Source organism: Mixta gaviniae (assembly GCF_002953195.1).
GTDB lineage: Bacteria > Pseudomonadota > Gammaproteobacteria > Enterobacterales > Enterobacteriaceae > Mixta > Mixta gaviniae.
On sequence record NZ_CP026377.1, the window covers coordinates 4,258,408 to 4,275,775 of the forward strand.

The 17,368-nt window shown below is 56.0% G+C and carries 11 protein-coding genes, 3 tRNA genes and 1 pseudogene; 2 read left to right on the forward strand and 13 right to left on the reverse strand.

Annotated elements, in window-relative coordinates; translation table 11 throughout:
• Both C2E15_RS19935 and thiH read left to right on the forward strand, forming a co-directional pair.
• A pseudogene (locus C2E15_RS19935) lies at positions 1-779 on the forward strand (thiazole synthase).
• Positions 776-1,903: a 2-iminoacetate synthase ThiH gene (thiH, locus tag C2E15_RS19940; protein WP_104958830.1), complete on the forward strand. Its 1,128-nt coding sequence runs from the start codon at positions 776-778 to the stop codon at positions 1,901-1,903. Before C2E15_RS19935 ends, thiH begins: the two are co-directional and overlap by 4 nt.
• A gap of 239 nt (positions 1,904-2,142) precedes the next feature.
• Here the strand turns inward: thiH and C2E15_RS19945 are convergent, their stop codons facing one another.
• The 13 genes from C2E15_RS19945 to C2E15_RS20005 form a co-directional block, all read right to left on the reverse strand.
• Positions 2,143-3,216: a DUF1176 domain-containing protein gene (locus tag C2E15_RS19945; protein ID WP_104958831.1), complete on the reverse strand. Its 1,074-nt coding sequence runs from the start codon at positions 3,214-3,216 to the stop codon at positions 2,143-2,145.
• 83 nt (positions 3,217-3,299) lie between these two features.
• Positions 3,300-7,523 carry a DNA-directed RNA polymerase subunit beta' gene (rpoC, locus tag C2E15_RS19950; RefSeq protein ID WP_104958832.1) on the reverse strand — a complete coding sequence of 1,408 codons (4,224 nt, stop codon included), beginning with the start codon at positions 7,521-7,523 and terminating at the stop codon, positions 3,300-3,302.
• Positions 7,524-7,621: 98 nt separating this feature from the next.
• A complete protein-coding gene (gene rpoB, locus C2E15_RS19955) occupies positions 7,622-11,650 on the reverse strand; it encodes a DNA-directed RNA polymerase subunit beta (protein ID WP_104958833.1) in 4,029 nt (1,342 codons plus the stop codon).
• A gap of 325 nt (positions 11,651-11,975) precedes the next feature.
• A complete protein-coding gene (gene rplL / locus C2E15_RS19960) occupies positions 11,976-12,341 on the reverse strand; it encodes a 50S ribosomal protein L7/L12 (protein ID WP_038629792.1) in 366 nt (121 codons plus the stop codon).
• A 62-nt stretch (positions 12,342-12,403) separates the two neighbouring features.
• Positions 12,404-12,901: a 50S ribosomal protein L10 gene (rplJ, locus tag C2E15_RS19965; RefSeq protein ID WP_012772934.1), complete on the reverse strand. Its 498-nt coding sequence runs from the start codon at positions 12,899-12,901 to the stop codon at positions 12,404-12,406.
• A 345-nt stretch (positions 12,902-13,246) separates the two neighbouring features.
• On the reverse strand, positions 13,247-13,951 hold the full coding sequence (gene rplA, locus C2E15_RS19970) for a 50S ribosomal protein L1 (RefSeq protein WP_104958834.1): 705 nt from the start codon (positions 13,949-13,951) through the stop codon (positions 13,247-13,249).
• A 3-nt stretch (positions 13,952-13,954) separates the two neighbouring features.
• Positions 13,955-14,383, reverse strand: a complete 429-nt coding sequence (gene rplK / locus C2E15_RS19975) for a 50S ribosomal protein L11 (RefSeq protein WP_038629790.1) — start codon at positions 14,381-14,383, stop codon at positions 13,955-13,957.
• Positions 14,384-14,535: 152 nt separating this feature from the next.
• Positions 14,536-15,081: a transcription termination/antitermination protein NusG gene (gene nusG, locus C2E15_RS19980; RefSeq protein WP_038629789.1), complete on the reverse strand. Its 546-nt coding sequence runs from the start codon at positions 15,079-15,081 to the stop codon at positions 14,536-14,538.
• Between the two features lies 1 nt (position 15,082).
• Positions 15,083-15,466, reverse strand: coding sequence for a preprotein translocase subunit SecE (gene secE / locus C2E15_RS19985; protein WP_104958835.1), 384 nt, complete (start codon positions 15,464-15,466; stop codon positions 15,083-15,085).
• A 231-nt stretch (positions 15,467-15,697) separates the two neighbouring features.
• Complete coding sequence (gene tuf, locus C2E15_RS19990) at positions 15,698-16,882, reverse strand: elongation factor Tu (protein WP_104958836.1); 1,185 nt, start codon at positions 16,880-16,882, stop codon at positions 15,698-15,700.
• 112 nt (positions 16,883-16,994) lie between these two features.
• Positions 16,995-17,070: transfer RNA gene (locus C2E15_RS19995), tRNA-Thr, on the reverse strand.
• 5 nt (positions 17,071-17,075) lie between these two features.
• A tRNA-Gly gene (locus C2E15_RS20000) sits at positions 17,076-17,150 on the reverse strand.
• A gap of 128 nt (positions 17,151-17,278) precedes the next feature.
• A tRNA-Tyr gene (locus tag C2E15_RS20005) sits at positions 17,279-17,363 on the reverse strand.
• Between the last annotated feature and the right edge of the window lie 5 nt (positions 17,364-17,368).

Below are 17,368 nucleotides of genomic sequence, written 5' to 3' on the forward strand. Positions count from 1 at the left end.
ATGCTACAGATTGCGGATAAACACTTTTCTTCACGACTCTTTACCGGCACCGGAAAATTCGCCACCCCGCACTGATGCTGGAGGCGCTACGTGCCTCCGGTTCGCAGCTGGTGACGATGGCGATGAAGCGTCTCGATCTGCGCGGCGGTGATGACGGCATTCTGGCGCCGCTAAGGGCGTCAGGCGTGCAACTGCTGCCCAATACCTCAGGTGCGAAAACCGCTGAGGAGGCGATCTTCGCCGCACGGCTGGCACGCGAAGCGCTGGATACCCACTGGCTGAAGCTGGAAATCCATCCCGACGCGCGTTACCTGCTGCCAGACCCTATTGAGACCCTGAAGGCGGCACAGCAGCTGGTGAAAGAGGGCTTTACCGTGCTGCCCTACTGCGGCGCCGATCCGGTGCTGTGCAAGCGGCTGGAGGAGGTGGGCTGCGCAGCGGTCATGCCGCTCGGCGCACCGATTGGCAGCAATCAGGGGCTGAAAACGCGCGACCTGCTGGCGATCATTATCGAACAGGCGAAGGTGCCGGTCGTGATCGACGCCGGCATTGGCGCGCCCAGCCACGCCAGCGAGGCGCTGGAAATGGGCGCGGACGCGGTGCTGGTCAATACGGCGATAGCCGTCGCGCGCGATCCGGTGACGATGGCGCACGCCTTCCGGCTGGCGGTCGAAGCGGGGCGTCTCGCCTGGCGCAGCGGACCTGGTGCCAGCCAGAGTCAGGCCGTGCCCTCCAGCCCGCTTACCGCATTCCTTAGCCAGCCGGAGGAGATCCGATGAAAGATTTTACCGACCGCTGGCGGCAGCTGGACTGGGAGGATATTCGCCTGCGCATCCACAGCAAAACTGCGGTGGACGTGCGCCAGGCGCTAAACGCAGCGCGTCCGGATCGGGAAGATCTGATGGCGCTGCTCTCCCCCGCCGCCGCCGATTTTCTTGAGCCGCTGGCGCAAAAAGCGCAGCGCCTGACGCGCCAGCGCTTCGGCAATACGGTCAGCTTTTACGTTCCGCTCTATCTTTCCAACCTGTGCGCTAATGACTGCACCTACTGCGGCTTTTCCATGAGCAACCGCATTAAGCGCAAAACGCTGAACGCGGCGGAGATCGAGCGGGAGTGTCAGGCGATCCGCGCCATGGGGTTTGATCAACTGCTGCTGGTTACCGGTGAACATCAGACCAAAGTGGGCATCGATTACTTCCACCAGCATATTCCGGCGATCCGTAAGCACTTCAGCGCGCTGATGATGGAGGTGCAGCCCCTATCGGAAGAGGAGTATGCCGGGCTGAAGCGGATCGGGCTGGATGGCGTGCTGGTTTATCAGGAAACCTATCACCCACGGGTTTATCAGCAGCACCACCTGAAAGGCAACAAGCAGGATTTCTTCTTTCGCCTTGAGACGCCGGATCGTCTTGGCCGCGCCGGGATCGACAAGATCGGCCTCGGCGCGCTGATCGGCCTTTCCGATAGCTGGCGTACCGACTGCTTTATGCTGGCGGAGCATCTGTTGTGGCTGCAGCAGACCTGGTGGCAGAGCCGTTACTCGATCTCCTTCCCCCGCCTGCGCCCCTGCGCGGGCGGCATCGAACCGGCGTCGCTGATGAGCGAGGCGCAGCTGGTACAAACCCTTTGCGCTTTTCGCCTGTTTGCGCCTGAGGTGGAGCTTTCCCTCTCGACGCGCGAATCGCCGCGCTTCCGCGATCGCGTGGTGCCGCTGGCTATCAACAGCGTCAGCGCCTTTTCTAAAACGCAGCCGGGCGGCTATGCCGATCCGCGGCCGGAGCTGGAGCAGTTTTCGCCAGATGACCATCGTACGCCGCAGGAAGTGGCAGCCGCGCTCATCCAGGCGGGCTTACAGCCGGTATGGAAAGACTGGGATAGCTGGCTGGGACGCGCCTCACAGTAAAAGCAACGTCCAGCCGGCGCTTTCGGAAGCGACGGCGTAAAACGGCGCCAGCGCGCCAGCTTTAATACGTCGCCTGGCGCGGGCGGTTTTGTCAGCATTGTCGCGGCCCCTGGCCGGCGATGGGCTTCACCCGTCCTGCTGTTTAATTCCCTTACCCGCTGCGGTAAGCTGTGTGACCGGTTGCGGTAAGCGGCGTTATCCGTTGTGATACGCCGCACTACCGGTTGCGATAAGCCAGCTTACTGGCTGGCTGAATGATCGGCTTCACCCGGCGTCGCCCAGACTGAAGGCCAGTCGCCTGGCTCTCCGCCATCGCAGCTCGGCTGGCTGTTATAGCTCATCAGATGAAAAACCTGACCGTCGTAGCGCCAGGTGGCGCTTTCGCCGCAGTCCGCAATGCCCCGTCCACGCGCCGCATGAAACAGCTGCCCACTGTGCGGATCGTAGCTCGCCTCGGTAAACCAGCTGATGCTGTTAGGTTTGCCCGCGTCATCTTTCAGCGGCAGCGGCAGCACCAGCTGCTCCGCTTTTGCCGGCGCGGCGCGCGGGGTGATAAACAGCACGCTGGAGGATTGATAGGCGCCCATGCCGCAGTTAATCATTACCAGCGCATGCTGCGCATCGAGAGGCTGTGCCTCGCTGCGCGCGACATCCTCATCGTCCGGCTCACACTCTTCCTGCTTCAGCACCGGTTGCTGGCTGGCGATAACGTCTTTTATCAGCGCCGGGGCGTTATCCAGCGGCACCAGCGGCGGCACGGAGAGAGCCGGGGCGGCAGAGGGACGCGGCGGCACGCTGGCGGCCGGCTCGTCGCCGGTTTTATACAGCGCCGTTTGGTTATTCAGGCGCCCCTGGCGCTCATCGACAAACAGCAGGGCCGCATTCAGCCCGCCCAGCGATCCCGTCACGTCATCGCCGGGCGTCAAAGAGAGGGTCATGGCGTTTTTAGCCGCCGCGATCAGTGCCTGAATCTCGCTCAGGCTGTCGCTGTGCGCATTCGCATAATCGTTGTTTGCATCGGCATTCGACAGCGCGATGTTATGATCCCAGCGCTTGCCGTCCAGCCAGATGCCTTCGGCCTTATCCGCATCGAAGCTCATAATATCCAGCGCCGCCGCGCCGTCCGGCCCCGCCTGATGACGGATAACGATTCGCATATTCTCATCGGCGTTACGCACATCGCAGTCGTTAAGGTTATTGCAGGTGACCTGCCACTCCTTAAACAGACGCTGCACCGGATCCGCTGCCGTTGACGCGGCCAGCGGCAACATGGTGATACCCGCCGCCAGCAGGCTTTTGATAAAGAGATTCATGCCTGGGTTCCTTCACAGTGCAGAAAAGAAATATAAAAAAACCCTGCCGAAGCAGGGTTTTTATTTTACAGCATGCCTGACGATTACTCGTCGTCGCTGCCACCAAGGCCTGCGTTCAGCAGCTCGGCCAGGCTGGCCGTCGCTTCTTCCGCACTCACCTGAGGCGCAACGGTCGGCTCGCCAGCCGCGCGGCGACGCATACGATCCTGATGGTAAGCGTAACCGGTACCGGCCGGGATCAGACGACCCACGATAACGTTCTCTTTCAGGCCGCGCAGTTCGTCGCGCTTGCCAGCTACCGCTGCTTCGGTCAGGACACGAGTGGTCTCCTGGAACGATGCCGCAGAGATGAACGATTCGGTTGCCAGTGACGCTTTGGTGATACCCAGCAGGTCGCGAGCGTAAGTGGCGCCCACTTTGCCGTTGATCTCCAGATCGCGGTTGGCAATCTTCACGCGTGAGTATTCTACCTGCTCGCCTTCCAGGAACTCGGAGCTGCCCGCGCTGGCGATGGTTGCTTTACGCAGCATCTGACGCACGATAACTTCGATGTGCTTATCGTTAATCTTAACGCCCTGCAGACGGTATACGTCCTGCACTTCGTTAACGATGTAACGGGTCACAGCCTGAACGCCACGCAGACGCAGAATGTCATGCGGCGATTCCGGACCGTCGGAGATCACGTCACCACGTTCAACGCGCTCACCTTCGAATACGTTGAGCTGACGCCATTTCGGAATCATCTCTTCGTACGGATCGCTACCGTCAACCGGCGTGATCACCAGACGACGCTTGCCTTTGGTCTCTTTACCGAAGGAGACGATACCGCTGATTTCAGCCAGGATCGCAGGCTCTTTCGGACGACGCGCTTCGAACAGGTCGGCAACGCGCGGCAGACCACCGGTAATATCCTTGGTACCGCCAGATTCCTGCGGCACACGCGCCAGGGTATCACCAGAGCTGATCTTCACGCCATCTTCCAGCTGAACAATCGCTTTGCCCGGCAGGAAGTACTGCGCCGGCATGTCGGTGCCCGGGATCAGTACGTCGTTACCGTTGGCATCAACGATTTTCAGCGCCGGACGCAGATCTTTACCGCCCGCGGTACGTTCTGCAGTGTCCAGCACGACCAGCGAGGAGAGACCAGTCAGCTCGTCAGTTTGACGGGTAATGGTCTGGCCATCGATCATGTCGGTGAAACGGATGAAACCGCTCACTTCAGTGATAACCGGCATGGTGTGCGGATCCCAGTTCGCGACTGTTTCACCCGCATTCACCTGCTCGCCATCGCCTTTCGCCATGGACGCGCCGTAAGGCACTTTATAGCTTTCTTTGGTGCGCCCGAATTCGTCGATCATTTTCAGTTCAACGTTACGGGAGGTGATCACCAGCTTGCCAGCGGAGTTGGTTACCGACTTGGCGTTTGTCAGCTTGATGGTACCTTTGTTCTTCACCTGAATGCTGGATTCAGCTGCCGCACGCGATGCCGCACCACCGATGTGGAACGTACGCATCGTCAGCTGTGTACCCGGCTCACCGATGGACTGTGCTGCGATAACGCCGATGGCCTCACCTTTGTTGATGATGTGGCCACGCGCTAGGTCACGGCCGTAGCAGTGCGCACAGACGCCGAAGTCAGTTTCACAGGCAACAACGGAACGGACTTTCACGCTGTCGACAGAGTTCTGCTCCAGCACGTCACACCAATGCTCGTCGAGCAGGGTGTTACGGGAAACCAGAATGTCCGCCGTACCCGGCTTCAGCACATCTTCCGCAGTAACACGGCCCAGCACGCGCTCACGCAGCGGCTCTTTAACGTCGCCACCTTCGATAACCGGCGTCATGGTGATGCCTTCGAGGGTGCCGCAGTCATCTTCGGTAACCACCAGATCCTGCGCCACGTCAACCAGACGACGGGTCAGATAACCGGAGTTTGCCGTTTTCAGTGCGGTATCCGCCAGACCTTTACGCGCACCGTGCGTGGAGATGAAGTACTGGAGTACGTTCAGACCTTCACGGAAGTTCGCGGTGATCGGCGTTTCGATGATGGAGCCATCCGGCTTCGCCATCAGGCCACGCATACCCGCCAGCTGACGGATCTGGGCGGCAGAACCACGCGCACCGGAGTCGGCCATCATAAAGATGCTGTTAAAGGAAACCTGTTTTTCCTCTTCGCCGTCGCGGTTGATCACCGTTTCGGTAGAGAGGTTTTCCATCATCGCCTTGGCAACGCGTTCGTTGGCCGCGGCCCAGATATCGATAACCTTGTTATAGCGTTCGCCAGCGGTAACCAGACCAGACTGGAACTGCTCCTGAATCTCAGCCACTTCCGCTTCCGCTTCGGTGATGATTTCCACTTTCTTCGCCGGGATAACCATGTCGTCGATACCAACAGAAGCGCCTGAACGGGCTGCGTAGGCAAAACCGGTGTACATGGTCTGGTCAGCAAAGATAACGGTCGGCTTCAGGCCCAGAATGCGGTAACAGGTGTTCAGCATTTTGGAGATCGCCTTTTTACCCAGCGCCTGGTTGACGATGGAATAAGGCAGACCCTGCGGCACAATCATCCACAAAATAGCGCGGCCGATAGTGGTATCGATCAGGCTGGTTTTCGGGACGAATTTGTCCTGCTCATCTTTTTCATATTCAGTGATACGCACTTTTACGCGCGCATGCAGCTCCGCCAGGCCAGCGCGGTAAACACGCTCAGCTTCTTTCGGGCCGGTCAGCACCATGCCTTCGCCTTTGGCGTTCACTTTGTCGCGGGTCATGTAGTACAGACCCAGAACAACGTCCTGCGACGGAACGATAATCGGCTCACCGTTCGCCGGAGACAGGATGTTGTTGGTAGACATCATCAGCGCACGCGCTTCCAGCTGGGCTTCCAGCGTCAGCGGTACGTGAACAGCCATCTGGTCACCATCGAAGTCGGCGTTATAGGCCGCACAAACCAGCGGGTGCAGCTGGATCGCTTTACCTTCGATCAGTACCGGCTCGAACGCCTGGATACCAAGACGGTGCAGTGTCGGCGCACGGTTCAGCAGAACCGGGTGTTCGCGGATCACTTCGTCCAGGATATCCCATACGACAGCTTCTTCGCGCTCAACCATTTTCTTGGCGGCTTTGATGGTGGTCGCGAGGCCACGCAGTTCCAGCTTGCCGTAGATGAACGGTTTGAACAGCTCGAGCGCCATTTTCTTCGGCAGACCGCACTGATGCAGGCGCAGGTAAGGACCTACGGTAATAACGGAACGACCAGAGTAGTCGACGCGTTTACCCAGCAGGTTCTGACGGAAACGACCCTGCTTACCTTTGATCATGTCAGCCAGCGATTTCAGCGGACGCTTGTTGGAGCCGGTGATCGCGCGACCGCGACGACCGTTATCCAGCAGGGCGTCTACCGCTTCCTGCAGCATACGTTTTTCGTTGCGTACGATGATGTCCGGCGCAGCCAGATCCAGCAGACGTTTCAGACGGTTGTTACGGTTAATGACGCGACGATAGAGATCGTTCAGGTCAGATGTCGCAAAACGACCGCCGTCCAGCGGAACCAGAGGACGCAGATCCGGCGGCAGCACAGGCAGCACGGTCAGGATCATCCACTCCGGCTTGTTGCCAGACTGTACAAAAGCTTCCAGCAGCTTGATGCGCTTGGTCAGCTTTTTACGCTTGGTCTCGGAGTTGGTTTCGTTCAGCTCTTCGCGCAGCTGCTCGCATTCCTGCTCCAGGTCCATGTTTTTCAGCAGCGCCTGGATCGCTTCCGCGCCCATTTTCGCGTCGAATTCGTCGCCAAACTCTTCCAGCGCGTCCAGATACTGCTCTTCAGTCAGGATCTGACGCTTTTCGAGGTTGGTCATACCGCCTTCAACCACGACATAGGATTCGAAGTACAGCACGCGCTCGATATCGCGCAGCGGCATATCCAGCAGCAGACCGATACGGGACGGCAGCGACTTCAGGAACCAGATGTGCGCAGTCGGGGAAGCCAGCTCGATGTGGCCCATGCGCTCACGACGCACTTTGGTCTGGGTCACTTCAACGCCGCACTTCTCACAGATCACACCGCGGTGTTTCAGGCGCTTGTACTTACCGCACAGGCACTCGTAGTCTTTTACCGGCCCGAAGATACGGGCGCAGAACAGACCATCACGCTCTGGCTTGAAGGTACGGTAGTTAATGGTTTCCGGCTTTTTCACTTCACCGAAAGACCAGGAACGGATCATGTCTGGCGAGGCCAGCGCAATCTTGATCGCATCAAACTCTTCGGTTTTAGTTTGCGCTTTCAGAAACTTAAGTAAGTCTTTCACGGATTAGCTCCCGTCGGAGTGAGACTTCTCAAGGGAGCCCGGGCAAGCCCGGACTCCCTTGTAACCAGTACAGATGCGAATGCTACCCTGAGGGGGTATTACTCGTCTTCCAGCTCGATGTTGATGCCCAGCGAGCGGATCTCTTTCAACAGTACGTTGAAGGATTCCGGCATGCCTGGCTCCATCTGATGGTTGCCGTCCACGATGTTTTTATACATCTTGGTACGACCGTTAACGTCATCAGACTTAACGGTGAGCATTTCCTGCAGCGTGTAGGCTGCGCCGTATGCTTCCAGCGCCCACACTTCCATCTCACCGAAGCGCTGACCACCGAACTGCGCCTTACCACCCAGCGGCTGCTGGGTAACCAGGCTGTAAGAGCCGGTAGAACGTGCGTGCATCTTGTCATCAACCAAGTGGTTGAGCTTCAGCATGTACATGTAGCCTACGGTAACCGGACGCTCGAACTGCTCGCCAGTACGGCCGTCGAACAGGGTGATCTGACCGGAAGTCGGCAGATCGCCAAGCTGCAGCAGCTCTTTGATTTCGCTTTCTTTCGCGCCATCAAACACCGGCGTTGCGATCGGCATACCTTTTTTCAGGTTCTCAGCCAGACGCAGCACTTCATCGTCAGAGAAGGTGTTCAGATCGACACGCTGACGTACGTCGGCGCCCAGATCGTAAGCACGCTGGATAAACTCACGCAGTTTGGCGACTTCTTCCTGCTTCTTCAGCATCGCATTGATCTTGTCACCAATGCCTTTCGCCGCCATGCCCAGGTGGGTTTCCAGAATCTGACCGATGTTCATACGAGACGGTACGCCCAGCGGGTTCAGTACGATGTCGACCGGCGTGCCGTTCTCATCGTAAGGCATATCTTCGATCGGGTTGATCTTGGAGATAACACCTTTGTTCCCGTGACGACCAGCCATCTTGTCACCCGGCTGAATCTGACGTTTAACGGCCAGATAGACTTTAACGATTTTCAGCACGCCCGGTGCCAGATCGTCGCCCTGGGTGATTTTGCGGCGCTTAGCTTCAAGTTTCTTCTCAAACTCGTGCTTCAGCTCGTCGTACTGCTCGGCCAGCTGCTCCAGCTGATTCTGCTTCGCTTCGTCGGTCAGGCCCAGCTCCAGCCAGCGCTCGCGCGGCAGCTTGTCCAGTTTTTCCGCTTCCACGCCGCCGGAAACCAGCACTGCATGGATACGTGCGAACAGACCGGCTTCGAGGATCTGCAGTTCTTCCGTCAGGTCTTTTTTCGCCTGCTTCAGCTGCATCTCTTCGATTTCCAGCGCGCGCTTGTCTTTTTCCACGCCATCGCGGGTAAAGACCTGCACGTCGATAACGGTGCCGGAAACGCCATTCGGTACGCGCAGAGAAGAGTCTTTAACGTCAGACGCTTTCTCACCGAAGATCGCGCGCAGCAGTTTCTCTTCCGGCGTCAGCTGGGTTTCACCTTTCGGCGTCACCTTACCCACCAGAATGTCGCCGCCGGTCACTTCCGCACCGATATAAACGATACCGGATTCATCCAGTTTGGAGAGCGCAGCTTCACCCACGTTCGGGATGTCGGCAGTGATCTCTTCCGGCCCCAGCTTGGTGTCACGAGACACGCACGCCAGTTCCTGAATGTGGATGGTGGTGAAGCGATCTTCCTGTACTACGCGCTCGGAGACCAGAATGGAGTCTTCGAAGTTGTAGCCGTTCCACGGCATGAACGCCACGCGCATGTTCTGACCCAGCGCCAGCTCACCGAGGTCGGTGGATGGGCCGTCAGCCAGCACGTCGCCGCGCTCTACCGGTTCGCCCAGAGAAACGCACGGCATCTGGTTGATGCAGGTGTTCTGGTTAGAACGGGTATATTTAGTCAGGTTATAGATGTCGATGCCGGCTTCGCCCGGGTACATCTCGTCTTCGTTAACTTTGATAACGATACGGGACGCATCAACATACTGTACGGTACCGCCACGCTTGGCTACGGCGGTTACGCCGGAGTCAACCGCTACCGCGCGCTCCATACCGGTACCAACCAGCGGCTTATCAGCGCGCAGAGTCGGAACCGCCTGACGTTGCATGTTCGCACCCATCAGGGCGCGGTTAGCATCATCGTGTTCCAGGAACGGGATCAGGGACGCACCGACGGAAACCACCTGCTGGGTGGAAACGTCCATGTAGTCAACCTGGTCGCGGCTGAACAGGCTCGATTCGCCTTTGCTACGGCAGGTGACCAGATCGTCAACAAAGCCGCCGTTTTCATCAAGCTGGGCGTTCGCCTGAGCGATAACGTAGTTACCCTCTTCAATGGCAGAGAGGTAATGAATTTCATCACTCACCACGCCGTCGATAACGCGACGATACGGGGTTTCCAGGAAACCGTATTCGTTGGTCTGCGCATACACGGAGAGGGAGTTGATCAGACCGATGTTCGGACCTTCCGGCGTTTCGATAGGACATACGCGACCGTAGTGGGTCGGGTGTACGTCTCGCACTTCGAAGCCGGCGCGTTCACGGGTCAGACCGCCTGGGCCAAGCGCGGAAATACGACGCTTGTGCGTAATCTCGGACAGCGGGTTGTTCTGGTCCATAAACTGAGACAGCTGGCTGGAACCGAAGAACTCTTTCACCGCCGCGGAGATCGGCTTGGCGTTGATCATATCCTGCGGCATCAGCGTATCGAGATCGCCCAGTGACAGACGCTCTTTCACCGCACGCTCTACGCGCACCAGGCCAACACGGAACTGGTTTTCCGCCATTTCGCCGACGGAACGGATACGACGGTTGCCGAGGTGGTCGATATCGTCCACTTCGCCTCTACCGTTACGGATACCGATGAGCTTCTTCATCACTTCGATGATGTCGTCTTTGCTCAGGATACCGGAACCTTCGATCTCGTCGCGGCCGAGAGAACGGTTGAACTTCATGCGGCCTACCGCAGAAAGATCGTAACGGTCTTCGGAGAAGAACAGGTTCTCGAACAGGTTTTCCGCAGCTTCACGTGTCGGCGGCTCGCCCGGACGCATCATGCGATAGATCTCAACCAGCGCGCTCAGGCGATCGTTGGTTGGGTCAACACGCAGCGTTTCGGAGATATACGGGCCGTGATCCAGGTCGTTGGTGAACAGCGTTTCGATACGCTTGTGACCCGCCTGGCTCAGCTTCGCCAGCAGATCCAGCGACAGCTCCATGTTCGCGCTCACGATCAGCTCGCCGGTGCCTTCGTCAACGTAGTCTTTCGCGACCACTTTACCTGCGATGTATTCAACCGGCACTTCGATGTGCTGGATGCCATCTTTTTCAAGCTGACGAATATGACGCGCGGTGATGCGACGGCCTTTCTCAACGTAGACCGTACCGTTCGATTCGATATCGAAAGAGGCGGTTTCGCCACGCAGACGCTCAGGCACCAGCTCCATCTGCAGCTTGTTGTCGCGAATTTCGAACACCACTTTTTCGAAGAACAGATCGAGGATCTGCTCAGAGGTGTAATTCAGCGCGCGCAGAATGATACTGGCCGGCAGTTTACGGCGACGGTCAATACGGACGAACAGGTTGTCTTTCGGGTCAAACTCGAAGTCGAGCCATGAACCACGGTAAGGGATGATGCGTGCGTTATACAGCACTTTACCCGAAGAGTGGGTTTTACCCTTATCGCTGTCAAAGAATACGCCAGGACTACGGTGCAGCTGAGAAACGATAACCCTTTCAGTACCGTTGATAACAAAGGTACCGTTTTCGGTCATGAGCGGAATTTCGCCCATGTATACTTCTTGTTCTTTGATGTCTTTAACGGTGCCTTCCGGCGCTTCGCGCTCGTAGATCACCAGACGCAGCTTAACGCGCAGCGGAGCAGAATACGTCACGCCACGGATCTGACATTCTTTAACATCAAATACAGGTTCGCCTAAGCGGTAGCTGACATACTGCAGCTCAGAGTTGCCGCTATAGCTCTGGATTGGGAATACGGAACGGAATGCAGCTTCCAGACCGTATTGGCCTTCCGGATCTTGCTCGATAAACTTCTGGAACGAGTCAAGCTGGATAGAAAGGAGATAGGGTACGTCCAGAACCTGTGGACGTTTGCCAAAATCCTTACGAATGCGTTTTTTCTCGGTATAGGAGTAAACCATAGGGTTCCTCAGCTAGCTGACAAGTCGACCCACTCTGTCCGTCCTGAAGGACAGTTCATGCAACACGATTTTGTTTCTCGGAAAGTGCGGGACACCTTCCGCAATACGTCTTTCTATCACTCTTAAATCATTTCATTGCTGTTGCATGGGCAGGGAACCCTGCAGGGAAGCAGTATATTAAGGCGTCGATAGAAAAAGATATTGAAGACGCTCAATGGACAAACAGTGCGAAACCCCATTGAGGCCCTGTAGCGCAAAAAGGCTGGTGACCAAAAAGTCACCAGCCATCAGCCTAAAATATCAGGCTGCAACCTGGAAGGTTGGCTTATTTAACTTCAACTTCAGCGCCAGCTTCTTCCAGTGATTTTTTCAGAGCTTCAGCGTCGTCTTTGCTGATGCCTTCTTTCAGCGCAGCCGGTGCAGACTCAACCAGATCTTTCGCTTCTTTCAGGCCCAGGCCAGTTGCGCCACGTACTGCTTTGATCACAGCAACTTTGTTAGCGCCAACAGCTTTCAGGACTACGTCGAACTCAGTTTTTTCTTCAACAGCTTCAGCCGGGCCAGCAGCAACAGCTACAGCGGCAGCAGCAGAAACGCCGAATTTTTCTTCCATAGCGGAAACCAGCTCAACTACTTCCATTACGGACATAGCGGCTACTGCTTCCAGAATTTGATCTTTAGTGATAGACATGACAATTGTTCCTAAGAATCAGAAAATAGTGTGTACGTAAAAGTGCGCTGTAAAGGAAGGCCTTAAGCGGCTTCTTTCGCATCGCGTACGGCAGCCAGAGTGCGGACCAGTTTGCCTGCAGCGGCTTCTTTCATGGTCGACATCAGACGTGCCAGTGCTTCTTCGTAAGTCGGCAGCGTTGCCAGACGGTCAATTTGTGCCGCCGGGATCAGCTCACCTTCAAAGGCTGCAGCTTTGACCTCGAATTTTGCATTCGCTTTCGCGAACTCTTTGAACAGACGAGCAGCAGCGCCCGGGTGTTCCATAGAGTATGCAATCAGGGTCGGACCAACAAACGTGTCTTTCAGGCACTCGAACTGAGTACCTTCAACGACGCGGCGCAGCAGGGTGTTACGAACAACACGCATGTAAACGCCAGCTTCACGACCTGCTTTACGCAGTTCAGTCATTTTATCTACGGTAACGCCACGAGAATCCGCAACCACCGCAGACAGCGCGCCTTTGGCTACTTCGCTGACTTCAGCAACAATCGCTTGTTTGTCTTGAAGATTTAATGCCATTAGCTTTTGCTCCTGGATTTTAGCCGGAGGAAAAATTCCTCCGGAACTCACTTCACTTACCGACCGGAAAGAAGGTAAGCGCTAAAACACGGTGAGCAGAATCCAGAAAAGAAAAAATATTCTTCAGGCTCTGTCACCGTCTACGCAGGACGATTAAGTTTCTTACGAAACACCTGCGGTCTTGGACGGAGGCCTGGATAAGGCCAGGCTCCAACCGAAAATCTTTCCGCCCTCCCCTTCTGATTCGGCATCACCGCTATCGGTAAGGGTTGAGGCGGGCGTTCTGTTTAACAGAACAACGGGCGTAAGATTCTAGAGGAAACTTTCGCCCGCGTAAAGCGATTATTAATTCGCCACTGCAGTCAGACCAGCCTGGTCGATGGCAACGCCAGCGCCCATGGTGGTAGACAGGCTAACTTTCTTGATGTACACGCCTTTCGCCTGAGTCGGTTTCGCTTTTTTCAGCGCAACCAGCAGAGCTTCCAGGTTTTCTTTCAGTTTGTCAGCGTCGAAATCAACCTTACCGATAGTGGTATGGATGATGCCGTTTTTGTCATTGCGGTAGCGAACCTGGCCTGCTTTAGCGTTTTTAACCGCTTCAGCAACGTTCGGCGTTACCGTACCCACTTTCGGGTTCGGCATCAGGCCGCGCGGGCCCAGAACCTGACCCAGCTGGCCAACAACGCGCATAGCATCCGGAGATGCGATAACCACGTCAAAGTTCATTTCGCCTTTTTTGATCTGATCGGCCAGATCTTCCATACCTACCAGCTCAGCGCCAGCTGCTTTAGCAGCTTCAGCGTTCGCGCCCTGCGCAAACACAGCAACGCGTACAGAGCGGCCAGTACCGTGCGGCAGCACAGTTGCGCCACGTACGTTCTGATCGGATTTACGTGCGTCGATGCCGAGGTTAACGGCAACATCAACGCTTTCTACAAACTTAGCGGTAGCCAGTTCTTTCAGCAGAGCAACAGCTTCGTTGATGTCGTACTGTTTGGTAGAATCAACTTTGTCACGGATCACGCGCATGCGCTTGGTCAGCTTAGCCATCTCTTAATCCTCCACTACCAGGCCCATGGAACGAGCAGTACCTTCGATAGAGCGAGTCATCGCTTCTACGTCGGAACCAGTCATGTCCGCAGCTTTGGTTTCTGCGATTTCACGTACCTGAGCACGGGTTACTTTACCGACTTTGTCTTTGTTCGGCTTGCCGGAACCAGACTTGATACCCGCCGCTTTCTTCAGCAGTACAGCTGCCGGAGGCGTTTTGGTAACGAAGGTGAAAGAACGGTCAGAATAAACGGTGATAACAACAGGAATCGGCAGACCTTTTTCCAGGCTGTCGGTTTTCGCGTTGAACGCTTTACAGAATTCCATGATGTTAACGCCCTGCTGGCCCAGAGCCGGGCCTACTGGCGGGCTTGGGTTAGCCATACCAGCTGCAACCTGCAGCTTGACATAGGCTTGTACTTTCTTAGCCATGATATTTCCTCTGTTGGGTATAACGCCTTATGAAGGCTTCCCGTGATTAAACTTTCACGCGCCGCTGTGGCGCATAAAAACAAAAGGCGCGAAATTGTAGGGCAATTTCGCGCCTTCTGCAACCCTTAATCGGAAAAACCGAGAGGGGTAATTTAGCCTTTTTCGACCTGGCCGAAATCCAGCTCAACCGGTGTTGCGCGGCCGAAGATAGAGACAGAAACCTTCAGGCGGCTCTTCTCATAATCCACTTCTTCCACGACGCCGTTAAAGTCGGCAAACGGACCATCGTTGACGCGGACCATTTCGCCCGGTTCAAACAGCGTTTTCGGACGCGGCTTGTCGCCAACCTGCTGCAGGCGGTTCATGATCGCATCGACTTCTTTGTCGCTAATCGGTGCCGGGCGATCGGACGTACCGCCAATGAATCCCATTACGCGCGGAACGCTGCGCACCAGGTGCCAGCTCGCGTCGTTCATAACCATTTGCACCAGCACGTAGCCGGGGAAGAATTTGCGTTCGCTTTTGCGACGCTGGCCGCCACGGATTTCCACTACTTCTTCAGTAGGGACCATGACGTCGCCAAACAACTCTTCCATGTTGTGCAATTTGATATGCTCACGCAGCGACTGTGCTACGCGTGCCTCAAAACCGGAAAACGCCTGAACGACGTACCAGCGCTTTTTTGGAGCTTCAGACATCTCAGAACCTCAGGCCAGTGATAAACGATACCAGACGGACCAGAATACCATCCAGCCCCCACAAAATCAGTGACATCACGGCGGTGACCGCGGCAACGATTAACGTGGTATGCAGCGTTTCCTGACGCGTAGGCCAAATGACTTTGCGCACTTCGGTTCTGGCTTCGCGAGCGAAAGCCATCGTTGCTTTACCTTTCGTCGTCAGCAGCGCAATGCCGCCTGCTGCCGCGATCAGAATGACAACAGCCAATGCGCGCAGCGGTAAGGTCACTTCGCGATAGTAGAAGTTACCTACGATTGCCACGATCAGCAAAATGGCGACGACTACCCACTTTATCGCTTCCAGGCCGCGCCCGCTTCCTTGAGCTTCGGTATTAGCACTCATAAACCAACCTGCCACATAAATCAGAAACAATTTTGCCCCGCGCATGCGAGGCAGCCAAACCGAATGCAGCTGTTGAGGCGTAACTCGGTCGATTACGCCGTGCTACAGAGCCTGTCTCAGCAATGATTATGAGCAAAGAATCACTGATGAGCCAGGTTCTATGTTACAGCGTATAAAAAGGGCATCAAATGATGCCCTCTTCTTGTACGTTGCGTCAAATGTTATCGGCGATTAGCCCAGAACTTTAGCAACAACGCCTGCACCAACGGTACGGCCGCCTTCGCGGATTGCGAAACGCAGACCGTCGTCCATCGCGATCGGGTGGATCAGGGTAACAACCATTTTGATGTTGTCGCCCGGCATTACCATCTCAACGCCTTCCGGCAGTTCGATGGTGCCCGTTACGTCAGTCGTACGGAAGTAGAACTGCGGACGGTAGCCTTTGAAGAACGGAGTGTGACGGCCGCCTTCATCTTTGGACAGGATGTAGACTTCAGATTCGAATTTGGTGTGCGGCTTGATGGAGCCCGGCTTAGCCAGAACCTGGCCACGCTCGATCTCTTCACGCTTGATACCACGCAGCAGAACGCCCACGTTCTCACCAGCACGACCTTCGTCCAGCAGTTTGCGGAACATTTCAACGCCGGTACAGGTAGATTTCGCAGTATCTTTGATACCCACGATTTCCACTTCTTCACCCACTTTGATGATACCGCGCTCTACACGACCGGTCACAACGGTACCACGGCCGGAGATAGAGAATACGTCTTCGATCGGCAGCAGGAACGGCTTGTCAATCGCGCGCTCAGGTTCCGGGATGTAAGTATCCAGGTGACCCGCCAGCTCGATGATTTTCGCTTCCCACTCAGCTTCGCCTTCCAGCGCTTTCAGCGCGGAACCGCGAACGATCGGCGTGTCGTCGCCCGGGAAGTCGTACTGTGACAGCAGGTCACGTACTTCCATCTCAACCAGTTCCAGCAGCTCTTCGTCATCAACCATGTCGCACTTGTTCAGGAACACGATGATGTACGGAACGCCAACCTGACGACCCAGCAGGATGTGCTCACGGGTCTGCGGCATCGGGCCGTCAGTCGCAGCAACAACCAGGATAGCGCCGTCCATCTGAGCCGCACCGGTGATCATGTTTTTCACATAGTCGGCGTGGCCCGGGCAGTCTACGTGCGCGTAGTGGCGAGACGGGGTGTCATACTCAACGTGAGAGGTGTTGATGGTGATACCACGAGCCTTCTCTTCCGGCGCGTTATCGATCTGATCGAATGCGCGAGCGGCGCCGCCGTAGGTTTTAGCCAGTACGGTGGTGATAGCTGCAGTCAGGGTAGTTTTACCGTGGTCAACGTGGCCGATAGTACCGACGTTGACGTGCGGTTTTGAACGTTCAAATTTTTCTTTAGACATCGATTGTCCCTCTAAGACACGGTTAAATCGGTGATATCACCACATCAACCAGGCATAGCCTGTGCTGTTGTATTTTTTTGTACAGGAAGAATCAGGGAGGGAGATGAAGAAGTGGTGCTGATACCCAGAGTCGAACTGGGGACCTCACCCTTACCAAGGGTGCGCTCTACCAACTGAGCCATATCAGCACATCTGGAGCGGGCAGCGGGAATCGAACCCGCATCATCAGCTTGGAAGGCTGAGGTAATAGCCATTATACGATGCCCGCAACCTGGAACTCGGCTACCTGTTCTTTCTGTAGCATATGAATAATAAGGTAAGGAGGCTTATTATTCGAGCTTCGAGCCAACCTGCGTTGCTTGCTGACTCCGACTGTGCTTGAGCTCAGTCTGAATATGGTGGTGGGAGAAGGATTCGAACCTTCGAAGTCTGTGACGGCAGATTTACAGTCTGCTCCCTTTGGCCGCTCGGGAATCCCACCTGATA

Excerpts from the sequence above, each read along its gene's own strand:
- thiH (WP_104958830.1), top strand. The coding sequence starts at position 776 with ATGAAAGATTTTACCGACCGCTGGCGGCAGCTGGACTGGGAGGATATT.
- C2E15_RS19945 (WP_104958831.1), bottom strand. The coding sequence starts at position 3,216 with ATGAATCTCTTTATCAAAAGCCTGCTGGCGGCGGGTATCACCATGTTG.
- rpoB (WP_104958833.1), bottom strand. The coding sequence starts at position 11,650 with ATGGTTTACTCCTATACCGAGAAAAAACGCATTCGTAAGGATTTTGGC.
- rplL (WP_038629792.1), bottom strand. The coding sequence starts at position 12,341 with ATGTCTATCACTAAAGATCAAATTCTGGAAGCAGTAGCCGCTATGTCC.
- rplJ (WP_012772934.1), bottom strand. The coding sequence starts at position 12,901 with ATGGCATTAAATCTTCAAGACAAACAAGCGATTGTTGCTGAAGTCAGC.
- rplA (WP_104958834.1), bottom strand. The coding sequence starts at position 13,951 with ATGGCTAAGCTGACCAAGCGCATGCGCGTGATCCGTGACAAAGTTGAT.
- rplK (WP_038629790.1), bottom strand. The coding sequence starts at position 14,383 with ATGGCTAAGAAAGTACAAGCCTATGTCAAGCTGCAGGTTGCAGCTGGT.
- nusG (WP_038629789.1), bottom strand. The coding sequence starts at position 15,081 with ATGTCTGAAGCTCCAAAAAAGCGCTGGTACGTCGTTCAGGCGTTTTCC.
- secE (WP_104958835.1), bottom strand. The coding sequence starts at position 15,466 with ATGAGTGCTAATACCGAAGCTCAAGGAAGCGGGCGCGGCCTGGAAGCG.
- tuf (WP_104958836.1), bottom strand. The coding sequence starts at position 16,882 with ATGTCTAAAGAAAAATTTGAACGTTCAAAACCGCACGTCAACGTCGGT.